Annotated in this window: 16 protein-coding genes; 7 read left to right on the forward strand and 9 right to left on the reverse strand. The window is 65.2% G+C overall.

Features of this window, described 5'->3' with window-relative positions:
* Positions 1 to 111: 111 nt before the first annotated feature.
* Positions 112 to 351: a glutathione S-transferase N-terminal domain-containing protein gene (locus EXE45_RS14000; protein WP_092923481.1), complete on the reverse strand. Its 240-nt coding sequence runs from the start codon at positions 349 to 351 to the stop codon at positions 112 to 114.
* A gap of 130 nt (positions 352 to 481) precedes the next feature.
* A complete protein-coding gene (gene merA / locus EXE45_RS14005; protein WP_092923478.1) occupies positions 482 to 1,981 on the reverse strand; it encodes a mercury(II) reductase in 1,500 nt (499 codons plus the stop codon).
* A gap of 78 nt (positions 1,982 to 2,059) precedes the next feature.
* Here merA and EXE45_RS14010 point away from each other — a divergent pair, with 78 nt between their 5' ends.
* Positions 2,060 to 2,404, forward strand: coding sequence for a helix-turn-helix domain-containing protein (locus EXE45_RS14010; RefSeq protein WP_092923475.1), 345 nt, complete (start codon positions 2,060 to 2,062; stop codon positions 2,402 to 2,404).
* 92 nt (positions 2,405 to 2,496) lie between these two features.
* Positions 2,497 to 2,748: a MarR family winged helix-turn-helix transcriptional regulator gene (locus EXE45_RS14015; RefSeq protein WP_092923472.1), complete on the forward strand. Its 252-nt coding sequence runs from the start codon at positions 2,497 to 2,499 to the stop codon at positions 2,746 to 2,748.
* A gap of 22 nt (positions 2,749 to 2,770) precedes the next feature.
* On the opposite strand, the gene EXE45_RS14020 is transcribed toward EXE45_RS14015, so the two are convergent.
* The 6 genes from EXE45_RS14020 to EXE45_RS19695 form a co-directional block, all read right to left on the reverse strand.
* On the reverse strand, positions 2,771 to 3,043 hold the full coding sequence (locus EXE45_RS14020) for a hypothetical protein (protein ID WP_092923469.1): 273 nt from the start codon (positions 3,041 to 3,043) through the stop codon (positions 2,771 to 2,773).
* Positions 3,044 to 3,169: 126 nt separating this feature from the next.
* Positions 3,170 to 5,155, reverse strand: coding sequence for a thiamine pyrophosphate-binding protein (locus EXE45_RS14025; protein WP_137694698.1), 1,986 nt, complete (start codon positions 5,153 to 5,155; stop codon positions 3,170 to 3,172).
* Between the two features lie 191 nt (positions 5,156 to 5,346).
* On the reverse strand, positions 5,347 to 6,231 hold the full coding sequence (locus EXE45_RS14030; RefSeq protein ID WP_137694699.1) for a hypothetical protein: 885 nt from the start codon (positions 6,229 to 6,231) through the stop codon (positions 5,347 to 5,349).
* Between the two features lie 190 nt (positions 6,232 to 6,421).
* Entirely contained in the window at positions 6,422 to 7,507 is a 1,086-nt protein-coding gene (locus EXE45_RS14035) for a PAS domain S-box protein (protein ID WP_092923463.1), read from the reverse strand.
* Between the two features lie 235 nt (positions 7,508 to 7,742).
* Positions 7,743 to 7,889: a hypothetical protein gene (locus tag EXE45_RS19690; RefSeq protein WP_158293488.1), complete on the reverse strand. Its 147-nt coding sequence runs from the start codon at positions 7,887 to 7,889 to the stop codon at positions 7,743 to 7,745.
* 18 nt (positions 7,890 to 7,907) lie between these two features.
* The gene (locus EXE45_RS19695; protein WP_158293594.1) at positions 7,908 to 8,054 is read right to left on the reverse strand and encodes a hypothetical protein; all 147 of its coding nucleotides are present in this window, start codon (positions 8,052 to 8,054) and stop codon (positions 7,908 to 7,910) included.
* Between the two features lie 78 nt (positions 8,055 to 8,132).
* Here EXE45_RS19695 and EXE45_RS14040 point away from each other — a divergent pair, with 78 nt between their 5' ends.
* Positions 8,133 to 8,915 (forward strand): methyl-accepting chemotaxis protein, encoded by a 783-nt coding sequence (locus tag EXE45_RS14040; protein WP_241989492.1) that lies wholly within the window; start codon positions 8,133 to 8,135, stop codon positions 8,913 to 8,915.
* Positions 8,916 to 8,949: 34 nt separating this feature from the next.
* On the opposite strand, the gene EXE45_RS14045 is transcribed toward EXE45_RS14040, so the two are convergent.
* Positions 8,950 to 9,255, reverse strand: a complete 306-nt coding sequence (locus EXE45_RS14045; protein WP_137694704.1) for a putative quinol monooxygenase — start codon at positions 9,253 to 9,255, stop codon at positions 8,950 to 8,952.
* A gap of 310 nt (positions 9,256 to 9,565) precedes the next feature.
* On the opposite strand from EXE45_RS14045, the gene EXE45_RS14050 reads away from it, so the two are divergent.
* The 4 genes from EXE45_RS14050 to EXE45_RS14065 all read left to right on the forward strand — a co-directional run.
* Positions 9,566 to 11,134 (forward strand): methyl-accepting chemotaxis protein, encoded by a 1,569-nt coding sequence (locus EXE45_RS14050; protein ID WP_241988317.1) that lies wholly within the window; start codon positions 9,566 to 9,568, stop codon positions 11,132 to 11,134.
* A gap of 121 nt (positions 11,135 to 11,255) precedes the next feature.
* Entirely contained in the window at positions 11,256 to 11,621 is a 366-nt protein-coding gene (locus tag EXE45_RS14055) for a DsrE family protein (protein ID WP_137694701.1), read from the forward strand.
* 131 nt (positions 11,622 to 11,752) lie between these two features.
* The gene (locus tag EXE45_RS14060) at positions 11,753 to 14,173 is read left to right on the forward strand and encodes a PAS domain S-box protein (protein ID WP_137694702.1); all 2,421 of its coding nucleotides are present in this window, start codon (positions 11,753 to 11,755) and stop codon (positions 14,171 to 14,173) included.
* Positions 14,174 to 14,270: 97 nt separating this feature from the next.
* Positions 14,271 to 14,670: helix-turn-helix domain-containing protein (locus tag EXE45_RS14065; RefSeq protein WP_137694703.1), on the forward strand; the 400-nt coding region annotated here is incomplete at its 3' end.

Below are 14,670 nucleotides of genomic sequence, written 5' to 3' on the forward strand. Positions count from 1 at the left end.
GCTTGGTCATTGTCCTACCTACCCGAATGCGACGATTGAACCGCTCATCGTAGTGGTGTCCGAAAACGGCGCCTGGAGGAACACCGTTTCCGACGGCCTGCTGAAACCGCCTCAGGCGTACGTGTTCTCGAGATAGGCGACGATGTCGTCGCTCTCTGCCAGCCCCTCGATTCCGTGTTCGGGGTCGACGAGCACCGGTACCCCGGACTGACCGCTCACCGATTTCACCTCGAATCGGAGAAACCGAAAGGGGAGTACGTTATGCGGCTCGTATTCCAGATCTAGTTCGTCGAGCTTGTTTTCGACCTTCGCACAGTACGGACAGCCGGGAAGCCGATAGAGTTCCAACATTCGATCTTGGTATAGAGTGATCGCAGCGTTTTAAACAGTCTTGGCGGATGTGAAACGAGTTCGCACGAGCGCTCCGGCTGTCAGAACAAACAGCTCAGAACGGTGTGTTCGACGTTTGTTTTGGAGATCGCTACTCGATACAACAGCTCATCTTCGACGTATCTCTCCGGAACGCCTGACAGGCCTGTTTGAACGCTTCGCTGAACGTCGGGAACGGGTGGACGGTGTCGATGATGTCGCCGACGGTGAGACCGAACTTCACCGCCAGCGTCGCTTCCACGATCATGTCGGCGGCACGGGGGCCGACCGTGTGGACGCCGACGATCTCGTCGGTCTCGTGGTGCTTGACTACTTGAACGAGACCATCGGTGTCCTTGACGGCTTTCGCCCGTGGTACATCCTCCATCTGAACAGTCCGGCACGAACATGTCCCGTGCTCCTCCGTGTGCTCCAGTTCGGTCGTGCCGACAGCAGCGACCTCGGGGCTGGTGAAGACGACTGCGGGAACCGCGTCATAGTCGATGCTGACGGCCTCGTTACCGAACGCGTTCCTGACGGAGTGATTGCCCTCCTTGGCAGCAACTGTCTCGAGTTCAGGCTCGCCGATCACGTCGCCGGCCGCGTAGATGTGGGAATTCGTCGTCTGGAAGTGCTCGTCGACGTGAATCCTTCCGTTGTTGTCCGTTTCCACCCCTACTGATGCGAGACCGATCCCATCGCTGTTGGGCTGGACGCCGGTCGCGACGAACAGCGCGTCGCCAGTGATCGTTCGTTCGGTGCCGTCGACGGCCGTCTCGACGGCGACGCCCGACTGTCTCGTTTTGATTCCACCGGCGGCTGCTGGCGTCCGGACGCGCTGGAAGTCGTTGCCAGTAATTACCTCGATGCCTTCCTCCTCGAACGCGCGCAGCATCTCACGCCCGAGTTGTCCTTCCATCCCGGAGAGGACGTGCTCGGAGCGCTGGAGGATGGTCACGCCGACGCCGACACGGTGGAGGATCTGGCCCCACTCCAGCGCGATGTAGCCGCCACCGAGTATTACGATACTCTCGGGGAGATCGCGCTCTTCGAGAATCGTCTCGCTCGTGTAGTAGTCGACGTCGTCGAGGCCATCGATGGGCGGTGCCCACGGTGAGCTTCCGGTCGCGACGAGCGCCTTTTTTCCGGTGATGCGTGCGCCCTCGTCGGCGCCGTCGACGACCTCGATAGTCGTGTCGTCACCGGACTGCGTCCGGTTGCCCGAGGGACTGCGTCCCTCGCTGTCGACTAACTGGCCGTACCCCTCGTAGATGTCGGTCTCGAAGTGCTCGGCGACATCGACGTAGTTCTCCTGCCGGAACCGTTCGACAAGTGCGTCGGTGCCGTCGAGTGCGTCGGCCCAGTCGACGGTCGGCTCCTCAAGGTATCGAACGGCGTCGAAGGGATTCTCTGCCGCGGCAGCACCGTTCTCAGCGACGGCAAGCAGATGCTTACTCGGGACACAGCCGACGTTCACGCAGGTCCCGCCGATAGGCAGGCCGGTGTTCACCATTGCCGTCGTGAGGTCCCGTCGACTCGCTTCGGTGATCGCAGCGAAAGCTGCGGCGCCACCGCCGAGAATCACGAGGTCGTATTGGGGGTCGCTAGTCACGTGTACCCTTACTTTACAACAGGAAGCGTTTATACTTCGGAGTCCAAAGCTATGGAGTAAGTTGGAGGCTACAAAGCTATGGCAGATACCACCGCAGACGCTCCCGCCTGTGATGTTGACGGCACGTGCTACTGTCCGCTCACGGGTGTTATCAGCACACTGAGTCAGAAATACGCGATACAGCTCGTCAGCATCATCGGGGCGCACGATTCGCTTCGCTTCGCGGAGATCGAAGCACACCTTCCGACGGCGAGTACTTCAACCATCTCGAAACGACTCGACGAATTCGAGGAGGCTGGTCTCGTCTCTCGAACCCAGTATAACGAGATCCCGCCTCGCGTCGAGTATGCCCTCACTAAGGACGGTGACGAGCTACGGGCGCGGCTTGAACCGCTCCTGGAGTGGGCAGCGTCGACGGAGTGAGACAAACCGCGTCGGTCGCGGTGCTCACCTGTGTGAATTGATCGCACAAACGCTCGAAGATTAAGACGTTCGTCCGGCTATCTCCACCTGTGATGCCGGACGACACCACGATTTCGGCGCGGTCGGCGCCCCCGGAACTCCTCGACCTCTCGCCCAGCGCCAAGCTGGTCGCGAAGACCCTCGAGTACGAGGGCGAGAGCACGCAGTCGGCCCTTGCCGAGTCGACGCTTCTCCCCCCGCGGACCGTTCGGTATGCGCTCGATCAGCTCGAAGAGGCCGAAATCGTTTCGTCACGAATCTCGTTTGCCGACGCCCGAAAGCGGATCTACTCGCTCGAACTATAGGCCTGAGCGATTCGGCCGCGCCCTATTTACAGTCGGTTTCGCAGTCGTAGGTCCTGCTGTACACCCAGTATCCGCTCTCGGACGGAGGCGTCAGGGCCGCGAGATCGAGCGACACCCGGAGGTCGTCCGGGGCGTCGTGCGTCTCGACGAACCGCCAAGCGCCGTCCGGTTCCTCGAGATCGACGCGATACTGCCACACGTCGACGCCTCGAGCGTCGACGTGGATCGCGTAGGAATCGGGGACGGCGGTGTCGCGGTTCGGGACGGGCCTCTCCCGAGCAGTGTCAGTTCCCATGCCCGATACTCTCTCACTAAAAATTAATACGTATCGCGTCCGGTCACCGGCCGAACACGCGAGCGGTGGATTTATTTATCGAATCCAGGCGTCTCGGAGACCGCAGCTACGTATCGAGACGGGCGTTCACACCGGATCGGCATCGGTGAGGATCTCGACGAGCGCGGGACCGTCGTGGGCGATTGCGGTTTCGAGTGCGTCGTCGAGGTCGGCGGGGTCGTCGACGAAGAGACCGAGGCCCCCGCAGTTCTCCGCGAACGCCGCGAACTCGGGGTTGACGAGGTCGGTCTGCCAGACATCCCAGCCCCCGGTCCGCTGCTCCTTACTGATTTTCCCGAGTTCGTCGTCGTTCAACAAGACGTGGGTAACGTCCATATCGTACTTCACCGCGGTCGTGAACTCGCTCATGTACTGGCCGAAGCCGCCGTCGCTGGACACCGAGACCACCTTACGACCGCTGAACTCCGACTCCGGCTCCTGGGTGGCTGCCCACGCGCCTAGGGCCGCTGGGAACGCGAATCCGATCGATCCGAGGTACCCCGACATGAGCACGGACTGGTGTTCCGGCTCGAAGTACCGGCCGAACGCGTAGGTGTTGTTCCCCACGTCAACGGGGATGATTGCGTCGTCGGGAACGAGCCGGGTCATCGCCTCGAAGGCCGTGGCGTAGTTGACGCCGCGTTCCGGTATCCCCGCTCGCCGGCTGGCCTTCTCCTCACGCCAAATTGCCCAGCGGTCGGTGATCTCTTCGCGCTGGCTCTCCGCCTCAACTTCGTCAAGTCGCTCGTGGAGTTCGTCGACGGTGACACCGATCTCGCCCCACACCGGCACGTCGATACTGTGGAACTTCCCGAGCGTCATCGCGTCGTAGTCGACGTGGATCGTCGGCTTGTACTCCGCGATGCCGGTGTGGTTCGAAAAGCTCGCGCCGAAGACGGCCAGTAAATCCGCCTCGTTCATGAAGTGGCTCGCAATAGGTGTCCCACTCCGGCCAAGGACGCCCCCCGCAAGCGGATGTGAGTCGGGGATCTGTCCCTTCGCTTTGAACGTCGTCAGCACGGGACACTGTAGCCGCTCGGCCAGGTCGACGATCCCGTCCATCTCGAATCGGGCCCCGTGACCGACGACAATCACCGGCCGCTCGGCGTTCGCGAGGAGATCGGTCGCGTCAGCGAGCGCGCTTTCCGGTGGCGTGATGTCGCGGTCCGTGATCCGTCCCTCCGGGTCCCCGGGATCGACGCCCTCGGCCGACTGGGTCTGGATCTCGTCGGGGAAGACCAGATGCGAGACTCCACGGTCAAGAATCGCGGTCTTGGCCGCCCGCGTCGCGAGTTCGGCGTGGTCGCTGTCGGGGAGGACGGTCGCCTCGAACTCAGCGACGTCGCCGTAGGCCGCCTCCAGATCGACTTCCTGGAAGTTCCCTGTGCCGAGCACCTGCGACTCGACCTGTCCGGTGAGCGCGATCGTCGGCGAGCGGTCAACGTTCGCGTCCCACAGTCCGGTGAGCATGTTCGTCGCACCGGGGCCGGCGATGGAGAAGCACGCCGCCGGGCGGCCGGTGAGCTTCCCGTACGCGGAGGCAGCGAACGCGGCAGCCCCCTCGTGGCGTACGCCATAATATGCGAGGTTTCCCCCGGCCGCTTCGCGGCGGAGCGCGTCGGCGAGCCCGAGATTCGAGTGTCCGACGATCCCCCACACTTGCCGGACCCCCCAGTTGACCAGCGTCTCGGCGATCACGTCCGACACCGTCCGCTCGTGCGGCTCCTCTTCGGGGAATCCGACGTAGATCCCATCGTCGCGCACTTCTACCGGGAACGTTTCGACACAGTCGTCGTGGGATCCGGGTGTTTTCCCCGTCAGCGGGTCGAAGTCCCAGCCGTGCCACGGACAGCGGAGCAGTCCAGTCTCGATAGATCCTTCGCCCAACGGCCCACCTTGGTGGGGACAGCGATTGTCGAGCGCGGCGTACTCACCATTCTGGTGCGTCATCGCGACTGTCGTGTCGCCGCAGCTCACCGCCTTCACCCGTCCCTCCGGCAGCTCGTCCGGGTCGAGCGCTTTGTACCAATTCGTGTCGCCTGCCGCCCCGGTCGAAGTCGAGTCTCTACTCATGACGTCATCCGGCGCGCCGCAGTAAATTAAGTGTGCGGCGGCTGTTCGGTTCCATTATCCACACGCGGTATATCATTTGTATGTGCCGAATGGCCGAACAAAAGTCGTTTTCAGCGGCGTACCGCCCCGAGGAGGTTTCTAATTCGCCTCCCGCCGTTCCCGCCAGTACGGGGCTTCCGGAGGACTCTGGTTCAGGGAAGTAAAACAACCTCACCGGTCGCGGCCGCGACGATTATAAGATAGAACGTCGTCCCGAATGCCGCGCTTGCGGCGACAACCTGGTCCGAGTCGCGGTGTGGCAGCGTCCGCCGGATGACCGGCAGGTCGCGGAGCTCCGGCCGGGTCAGAATGTGGTTCATCGCGACGCCGAACGCGGCGACCAGCGGCGGGCCGAACGCGATGCTGTTAGCGAGCCGGAACAGCCATTCAGTGGTCACGTCCGTGAGCGACACCGTCGCGACGGGGCCGAGGACCGATGCCGGGGCCGGGAGGAAGGAGATCGCGCCCCCGTAAGTCGCGTAAATGAACACCGCCCCGCCGGCGGCGATCGCGAGGAGTTTGGCGGCTGAGCGGTACCGCGGCGACAGTACGCGCGGAAGCACGAAAATCCCGACGAGGAGGACGGCGTTCATCCCGACCCACGGCCCGAAGTTCTGAATCGCGAGTGGAAGCCCAGTCGCGAGGATACCCAGACTGACCCAGTCGAGACTCATCAGCTCCGTTGTCGGACACGATCCCGAAAGCACCTGTGCCCGATGGACGGGATGAGCGAGGTGAACGGTCAGTCTCGTAAGCAAGAACACCGGCACGAGAAGCACGTACGCGAAGAGACGAATCTGGAGTCCGGCCGTCGTAGCGACTGCGCCGACGGCGGCCGCGGTCGAGAAGTCGAGCACGCCGTTGACGAACCAGAAAGTCAGGATCGACGGCGCAAACAGGCACCCGTGTAAGATCGCGGCGAGGTGCCCCGAGGAATACGAGAACTCCTGTGAGAGGAGGTCGTCGAGACTCGAGCGGAGCCGCCGCCCGATGTCGACGAACCGAGCGGCTCGACTCGACGCGTCGGCGTCGCTCACCGTCGGCACCCGCTCGGTTTTTGTGGCGCTGTCTCTGAGTCCATGGCCGACCAGTCACTGGAAGCGGTTCCCGGGCCGCGTTCTTGGATGCCGTCTCGGCCACCTTGCTCGGCATCGGAAGCGCGTGAATGGCGCCGGCCACGTCGTTGACGGCCTCGCCGGTCCGCGTCGAGCCGTGCGAGCTCTCGCATTAGCGGTCGATCCCGTCGATCTCGAACCTTGCGCCGCCGTCCGCAGACTCCTCGACGCCGATCTCCCAGCCGTGTGCCTCCGCGATTTCGGCGACGATGGCCAGCCCGAACCCGGTTCCGTCCCCCGTCGTCGTGTGACCCCATTCGAAGACGTCGTCCTCGTCGTCAGTCGGGACTCCCGCCCCGTCGTCCGCGACGTAGAAGCCGTTCAGTTCCGGCCCGTCGAGTACACCGACCCGAACGGTCACCGACGGTCCGCCGTGGTCGCGGGCGTTCTCGAAGAGGTTCACGAGCAGTTCGTGAAGGCGGTCTCGGTCGGCCCGGAGCGTCGTCGACGATTCGACCTCGAGGCTTGCCGGCGCCATGTCACAGTCGGCCCAGACGTTACGCGCGATCGCGTCTAAATCGACATCCTCCCGCTCGTGAATCAGATCGCCTTCTCGGGTGAGCTGGAGGAGCTCCGACAGCATCTCTTCCATGCGGTCGGCGGCGTCCTCGACCGCGTCGAAATGTTCTGAGTCGCCGGTCTGTCTGGCGAGTTCCGCGTGCCCTTGAATGATTGAAAGGGGGTTTTGGAGGTCGTGTGAAACGATACCGGCGAACCGGTCGAGCCGTTCGACCTTCTGCTCCAGCCGGCGCCGGGTTTGAACGCGTCCCGAGATGTCTCGGAGCATCGCGATCATCCGTCTCGGTTCGGCGTCCGCCGCACCCGCCGTCGACTCCAAGGCCGCCCCGGAGACTTCGGTGGGGACCTTCTCTCCGTCCTTCGTCAGACACGTGAGATCGTCTGTGAAGCCGGTTCCCTCGCTTTTGACCTGCGAGATGAACTCCTCTCGAACCCGGTCGATATCGTCCGGGTGGATGTCCTCGGGATCCATCGAGAGCAGCTCCTCGCGGGAGTACCCCAACAGTTCGCACGCGCGTGGATTGACGTCGACGAACGACTCGGTCTCGAAGTCGACGATCATGACGGCGTCGTTGTTGTACTCGAAGACCTTTTGATATCGCTCTTCGACCGATGCGGGGTCCCCACCGGTTCCGCTCGCCTCAATGCCTTCGCCACCGTCCGTTGATTCGTTGCCCATGTGTCGACTGTCCAGTTTGCGATTCTGGTGGTCGGTTCGACCGGTCGGACCCAAACGGCGGTCGGACAGTTGCGGCCGAAGTCCGTTTCCGCCTCTCTATGGTTAGTTACTGCTCCGATGATATAATATTTCACTGGTCGGACGCAGGGGACATCGGACGGCTCTCGTGTGCCGGTGCGCTCGGCGATGGGCCGGTCTTCCTCGGCGCGCGCCGCGGCGACGCAGACACGACAGGTTACTCTGGCTTCCGCGCGTCCGCGTCGACGAACGTCTCACAGGTGAGGCAGTACTCGCGCTCCGCTTTCAGTTCCGAGGGCTCGATGATCGCGAGCCTGCTTTCTGTCTCGTCGCCGCAGGTCGGACAGGTAGCGTCCCCGCTCATAACTCGATCTGAATGGGTTTACGCTTCGTCCCCGAAGTTCTCTTCGTAGGCGTCGGGGTGATTCTCCTTGGCGTGGTCTTTCAGTTCGTCGAGCGTGTCGAACGTCGCGCCGCAGTCACACGCGTGGATATCGCCGTCGTCGTGGTCGTGATCGTGGTCTGACATCGTCTCTGATAATATGCGGACCACGATTAAATAGCCCCCGCGGAAGTGTACGCTAACCGCCTCGGCGGGAGCACACTCATGAGTCGACAATCACGCGATCGCAACGGAAGCGGAGGGTCGGACGGAACGGCCGATTCGGAGGGGAAGGCGCCCCTCTCGACGCTCACGGCCGAGCACGCGAAGCTCCTCTCGGAGATCGGGACGGAACTGAGCGAGTCGAGCGACGCGATCGAGTCGCTGTCTCGCGGTGCCGCGGAGGCGAACGAATCAAGTTCCGACACGGCCTCGCTCGCGGAGACGGCCCGAGGGTCGGCCCGTGAGGCGAACGCCGACGTCGACGAAGCAAAGGCCGCGGCGGCCGCGGCCGAGGAGAAACTGGAGTCGCTCCGCGAGACGGTCACCGAGATCGACGACATCGTCGCGATGCTGAACGAGATCGCCGACCAGACGAACATGCTCGCGTTGAACGCCTCTATCGAGGCCGCCCGCGTCGGCGAGGCGGGCTCGGGCTTCGCCGTCGTCGCGGACGAAGTCAAGGACCTCGCCGAACAGGCTCAGGAGCGCGCGACGGAGATCGAGGCGACCGTCGAGGAGGTGCGTTCGACCGCGGACGAGACGATAGACCAGATCGAGACGGTTGACGTGCGCACTGACACTGCCGCAGCGTCGATTACGGACGCGGTCGACGATCTCGACGGAATCGCCGACAGCGCGGTTCGAACCTCCGAGAATGTCGACGAGGTGAGCGAGACGACACAGGCGTACGCGGACGACCTCGACCACATCGCCAGGGACGTGATCGACGCGATCAGTCAGGCCAACGAGATCGACGAACGGACGGACTCCCCCGCGGAGCAGTAAGTCGCGTCGAAGCCGCCGGACTCACAACCCCCGCTTAGAGATCCATTTCGGCTGCCGAGTCGACTTCAAACCGGGTGACTTCCGGCTCGCCGGCGAGCAGGCCGGGTAGCGCCGCCTCGAACTCCTGGAAGTGGTCGGTCTGCGAGTGCGCCTCGAACGCGGCCTCGTCCTCGTATTGCTCGAAGAACCGGACCACGTTCGGATCGTCCACGTCCGTCGCCGGCCGGTAGTCGATCATCCCCGGCTCGGCGCGGGATTTCTCAGCGAGGTCGGCGATCAGATCGAGCGCCTCGTCGCGCTTCTCGGGATCGAGCGGAAAGACTGCGTGTAACACGATCATGCGATTCTCGCTCGTCGGCCGCGACGGATAAACCTCGGTCGTGAGGGCGCGCGATTCGGGCAGACGTGGGGAGCGACGGAGGGCGAAGAACACCGACGTGAGCCGAGAGAAACCCTGTTACGTCCGCGTTACCCGTGAGAGCCGTGCGTGATAATCGGTACCGACGAATTAAATCGGAGACCGTCACAGTCGCTCACATGGATTCGCGACAGATCACGGTCTGCGTCCCGCTTGGCCGTCGCTGGAGGTGGAGAGCGTGATGTCCGATCGAAGCCGCCGCGAAAGGGTTCGAAGTCGACTCGTCCCCGCAGTGGTGGAACAGAATCGGCTCGTCAAGTTCGGACTCTCGATCGCCTTCGTCATCGCCGCGATCGCGGTGACGGGCCTCTTCACTATCCGACAGACGGCCGGGGTCGTCGATCCGGCCGCCCACGCTGCCGTGACGCGAAACATTCTGTTGATTATCGGCGTCGCGATCGTCGGCCTCGGGGCCGTCGGGGTGGGACTCGCACGTCCGACGATCCGTGAACTCGACGAACTCGGCCGACGGGCGGAAGCACTGGAAGACGGCGATCTCGATGTCGACCTCGAGCCGAAGACGAACGACGAGATCGGCCGGCTTTACGAGTCGTTCGACGCGATGCGGACCGCGCTGAAGAGTCGCATCGAGGACGTGGAGGCAGAGCGGGAGCGCGCCCGCGAGGCCAAACGCGAGACGGAACGGTTCGCGGATACACTCGAAACCCGTGCCGAGGCCTTCGCAGGAACGATGGGCGAGGCTGCCGAGGGAGACCTTACCGCTCGGCTCTCAGTCGAACGCGACGACCCGGAGGCGCTCCGCGAGATCGCGGACGCATACAATGAAGCGCTGTCGGAGCTCGAGACTACTGTCTCCGACGTGCGCCGTTTTGCCGACGAGGTGGCGGACGCGACCGACGCGATGACGACGAGCGCGGAGGAGGTCGCCGCGGCCGCCCGCGAGACGAGCGGGTCGATAGACGAGATCTCCGCTGGCGCGGAGAAACAGAACGACCGGCTCGTCGAGATCGCTGGCGAGATGGAGACGATGTCCTCGACGACCGAGGAGGTCGCCGTCTCGGCTGAACAGGTCGCGGCGACCTCCGAGCGGGCGACCGAGCTCAGCGACGAGGGGCGGGCGGCGACGCGGCGCGCCGTCGAGGAGCTCCACGCCGTTGAAGAGCGCTCTCGGTCCGCGACGGAGGCAGTCAGTCAGCTCGAAGCCGGGATGGAGCGTATCGGCGTCATCGTCGACACGATCACCGAGATCGCCGACCAGACGAATCTGCTGGCGCTGAACGCCTCGATCGAGGCGGCGCGGGCGGGTGAGGCGGGCTCCGGATTCGGCGTCGTCGCCGACGAGGTGAAGAGCCTCGCCGAGGAGACGAGCGAGGCCGCCGCTGAGGTCGAGTCGCTCATCGCGGAGCTCGAAGACCGGACCGACGAGAGTGTGACGGAGATGACGGCGATTCGCGAGCGGATCGACGCGGGCGTCGACACCGTGGAGGCTGCGGAGGCCGCGCTCGCCGACATCGATGACCGCATCACTGAGGCGGACGACGGTGTCAAAGAGATATCCGACGCGATGGACGAGCAGGCCCGCGCGGTCAACGACGTAACGACATCGGTCGACGACGTCGCCGAGATCAGCCAGCGGACCTCGACGAACGCCTCGTCGGTCGCGGCCGCCGCGGAGGAGCAGGCCGCCTCCTCGGACCGTGTCTCCGAGAAGGTGGAGGGCCTAGCAGAGCGGACGACCCGCCTCCGGGAGTCGCTGGAGACGTTCCGGACGCGCGACGGCGCGGGAACGGCCGGGGTCGGCGACGGCGCCGACGGCACCGTCCCGACCGCCGACGACTGACGTGGCGTCGGTTCGCAACTGCGTCACCCTCGCAATCGCGTCCCCTCCCCTGGTAACTGACGGGTAACGACGTAACCGGGCTCCCCGATAGCGTTTATATCGGCTCCCACCGCCAGTCCGTATGGGAAAGTACGCGGTGTTGCTCAGCGCGGGCCCGGACAGGACCGGGAGCGCGCTCAACGGGGTTGAGTACGCGCTCCGGCTCGCCGACGGCGGCCACGACGTGCGGGTGTACCTGGACGGGCGGGCGACCCGGTGGCCGGACGACCTGGCGACGCGGGCCGACCACCCGCTCCGCGACGGGCTCGACCGGGCGCTGGCCGGCGGGGTCGAGGTCGCCGCCTGCGCCTTCTGCGCGGCCGCGTTCGACGCGACCGCGGGCTGTCGAAGGGAAGGAATCCCGCTTCTCGGAACGGCCGGCGAAGAGCACGGTCCGGACGTCGCGGCCCTCGTCGACGACGGCTACGAACTGCTTACGGTGTCCTGATAACCGCGTGGTCGGGGGCAAATCGGTCGGACTGCCCGCTCCGCGATTGGTTTCTTAAGCGTGCGTGCCGAACGGGCCAGTTGAGAAGAACGCCGAATGATCGACGGACACTCCCCGCTTCCCCTGGCGTCATGAGCGACGCGCCCGAATCCGACTCTGTGACGGGCGACGACCCGGAGTCGACGGTCTTCGAACGGCTGTTCGAGCACACCCCCGACGCAGTCCTCGTCATCGACTCAGAGGCGAACCGCATCCTGCGGTGTAACGAGCGGGCGTGCGAGCTGCTCGGGTACGACCGAGAGCGCCTCCTCTCGCTCGGCCCACCGGACATCCACCCTCACGACTACGAGGTCTTCGAGGCGTTCGTCGAGCGCGTCCGCGACAGGGGGAGCGGGTTCACCGCGGAGCTGTCGTGTCACACGCGCGGCGGCGAGGTCGTCCCCGTCGACGTCACCGCGACGACCGCCCGGTTCGGAGGGGCCGACCGGATACTCGCGATCGTGCGGGACGCGTCGGCGCGCACGGAGCGCGAGCGCGAGCTGCGCCGCCGGTCGGCGGCGATGGCCGCGGCCGACGACGGGATCGCCGTGCTCGACGCGGACGGCGTCGTCGTCCACGCGAACGCCGCGTACGCCTCGCTGTTCGGGTACGACGACCCGGACGCGATCGCCGGCGCGAGCTGGGGCGAGCTGTACGCGACCCCAGACCGATTCGAACTCGACTGTCGACCGACGGTCCTCGACTCGGGAGAGTGGCGCGGCGAACTGACGATCTCCCGAACGGACGGCGACGACCTGCCCGTTCGCGCGTCGGTGACCGGCCTCGAAGGCGGCGAGTTCGTCTGCGTCGCCCGCGACGTGAGCGAAGAGCGTCGGCGGGAACGGCGCCTTACCGGGGTAACCGAGGCGAGCCGCGAGCTCCTCGCCGCCGCCGACCGTGATGATGTAAGCCGAATCGCGATCCGGACCGTCGTCGACGCCTTGGGCCACGAGCTCGCCTGCGTTCGACTGTACGACCCCGATGCGAATGAGCTGGTGCGGACTGCGACGTCGGACGCGGCCGCAGCGCTCGTCCGAGAGGCGGTCGCGTACGACCTCAAGTCGTCGAACGCCGGTGCGGCGTACCGGAGCGGGGAAACGGTCCAAAACGAAACGAGGGTTGACGACGCGTACACCGACGACCCGTGTCGAGCCGAGGTCCACGTTCCGCTCGGCGAGTTCGGCGTGCTGAGCGTCTTCGACCGCGAGGCACCGCTGACGGAGGAGGACATTCGGCTGATCGAACTGTTCGCCGGCGTCGTCCGCTCGGCGTTGACCCGCGCCGAGCGCGACGAGCGGCTCCGGTCTCGGCAGGAGGAACTGGAGCGTCGCCAGGAGGAGCTGGCGGCGGCCGACCGGTTCAACACCCTCGTCACCGAAGTGATTCGGTCGGTGCTGCGGACGACGAGCGGCGCGGCGGTCAGACAGTCAGTCTGTGACGAACTCGCCGACTCGTCGCTGTACGACGCTGCGTGGATCGCGACCGTCGGGACGGGAGGCGACGCCGACGCCGTGACGATCGATTCTAGCGCGGTCGCGACGGACCCGTTCAGCGAGACCGACGCGGAGTCGTTCCTCACGTCGCCGTTCGCGCGGCAACTGGTTCGGCAAGCCAACGAACTGGACGCCGCGGTCGTCCAGCGGCGACGGTTCGAATCCGAGAACGATACCGATACAGACGCTGAAGCCGATCCTATCGCCGCCGCAGTCCCCGTGGCCTGCGGCCGACAGCGGTTCGGCGTGCTCGCCGTGGCCGGGACCGAGGAGAGCGGGTTCGCCGAGACGACACAGAGCGGGCTCGAATTGCTCGGAGAGACGCTTGGGTTCGCGATCATCGCCGACCAACGCCGGAACACGCTGATCGAGAGCGACGCGGTCGAGTTGGAGTTCTCCTTCGCGAGCCCGCTTGGCGACCTCTCCGCGGCGTTCGACTGCCGGTGTGATCACCTCGGGAGCGTCGCCGACGGCGACGACACGCACGCGTACGAGACGCGGATTACGCACGGGGACTTCGACGAGATCCGAGCCTTCCTCGACGAGTACCCCGAAATTCGCGAGTGTCGACTCGTCGAATGTCGCGGCGAGACGTGTACCGTCGAAATCACGGTCGCGGGCGCGCCCCCGGGGCTGCTCGCCGAGGCCGGGTTCGGACTGGTGTCGCTCCACGCGAGCGACGGCGACACGAGGCTGATCGCCGAGGTTCCGAACGACGAAGACGTCACGCGCGTGCTCGACGCGCTCTCGGAGTACTGGGACGACGTCGAGCTGGTCGCCAAGCGCCAGACCCCGACCCGCGGGGCGGACCTCCCTGTCCCGACGGACGGCGCGGCGGGGCTCACCGACAGGCAACGGTCGGTCTTGGAGACGGCCTACGAGAAGGGGTACTACGACTGGCCTCGCGACCACACTGCCGAGGAGATCGCCGAGAGCCTCGATATCGCCTCGGCGACGCTCCATCAACACCTCCGGGCGGCGGAGCACGCGCTCGTCTCGTCGTTCGTCGACGACGAGTGAGGGCCGCGGACCGAACCGGGTACCTACGTGTCTCGGTATCCCTCGCCCGAGACACGTAGCGTGGGTGATCATACCGGCGGCGCGTGACGCATAGTGTATGAGCACCGAACCGATCCCGCTGTCCCGACTCGACGGCTCGCACGAGCGCACGCAGCGCCTCCTCATCGAGGTCGCAGACGTGCTGGGCCACAAGTGGCACCCGATCATCCTCACGCAGTTACTGAACGGAGAGCACACGTTCAGCGAACTCGGCGCGGCCATCGACGACGTGTCGAACAAGATGCTCTCGGACAGCCTCTCGACGCTCGAAGCGGAGGGGCTCGTCGACCGCGAGGTGGTGAGCGAGAAGCCGGTCCGAGTCAAGTACACGCTAACTCAGCAGGGGCGAGAATTAGAGGCGGTCCTCGATCCGATGCTCAGGTGGGGTCGGGAACACCTGTCCGTCGACGGAGTCGAGGGGACGCAGAAGCCGACCGGCCCGCGTCTTCCGGGTCGCG

It is taken from the genome of Halorubrum sp. SP9 (assembly GCF_005435015.1).
Taxonomy (GTDB): domain Archaea; phylum Halobacteriota; class Halobacteria; order Halobacteriales; family Haloferacaceae; genus Halorubrum; species Halorubrum sodomense.

What these genes read in the sequence shown, in the direction of transcription:
- EXE45_RS19695 (WP_158293594.1), bottom strand. Translation starts at nt 8,054, where the DNA reads ATGTCAGACCACGATCACGACCACGACGACGGCGATATCCACGCGTGT.
- EXE45_RS19690 (WP_158293488.1), bottom strand. Translation starts at nt 7,889, where the DNA reads ATGAGCGGGGACGCTACCTGTCCGACCTGCGGCGACGAGACAGAAAGC.
- EXE45_RS14040 (WP_241989492.1), top strand. Translation starts at nt 8,133, where the DNA reads ATGAGTCGACAATCACGCGATCGCAACGGAAGCGGAGGGTCGGACGGA.
- EXE45_RS14010 (WP_092923475.1), top strand. Translation starts at nt 2,060, where the DNA reads ATGGCAGATACCACCGCAGACGCTCCCGCCTGTGATGTTGACGGCACG.
- EXE45_RS14060 (WP_137694702.1), top strand. Translation starts at nt 11,753, where the DNA reads ATGAGCGACGCGCCCGAATCCGACTCTGTGACGGGCGACGACCCGGAG.
- EXE45_RS14020 (WP_092923469.1), bottom strand. Translation starts at nt 3,043, where the DNA reads ATGGGAACTGACACTGCTCGGGAGAGGCCCGTCCCGAACCGCGACACC.
- EXE45_RS14025 (WP_137694698.1), bottom strand. Translation starts at nt 5,155, where the DNA reads ATGAGTAGAGACTCGACTTCGACCGGGGCGGCAGGCGACACGAATTGG.
- EXE45_RS14035 (WP_092923463.1), bottom strand. Translation starts at nt 7,507, where the DNA reads ATGGGCAACGAATCAACGGACGGTGGCGAAGGCATTGAGGCGAGCGGA.
- EXE45_RS14015 (WP_092923472.1), top strand. Translation starts at nt 2,497, where the DNA reads ATGCCGGACGACACCACGATTTCGGCGCGGTCGGCGCCCCCGGAACTC.
- EXE45_RS14000 (WP_092923481.1), bottom strand. Translation starts at nt 351, where the DNA reads ATGTTGGAACTCTATCGGCTTCCCGGCTGTCCGTACTGTGCGAAGGTC.
- EXE45_RS14045 (WP_137694704.1), bottom strand. Translation starts at nt 9,255, where the DNA reads ATGATCGTGTTACACGCAGTCTTTCCGCTCGATCCCGAGAAGCGCGAC.
- EXE45_RS14055 (WP_137694701.1), top strand. Translation starts at nt 11,256, where the DNA reads ATGGGAAAGTACGCGGTGTTGCTCAGCGCGGGCCCGGACAGGACCGGG.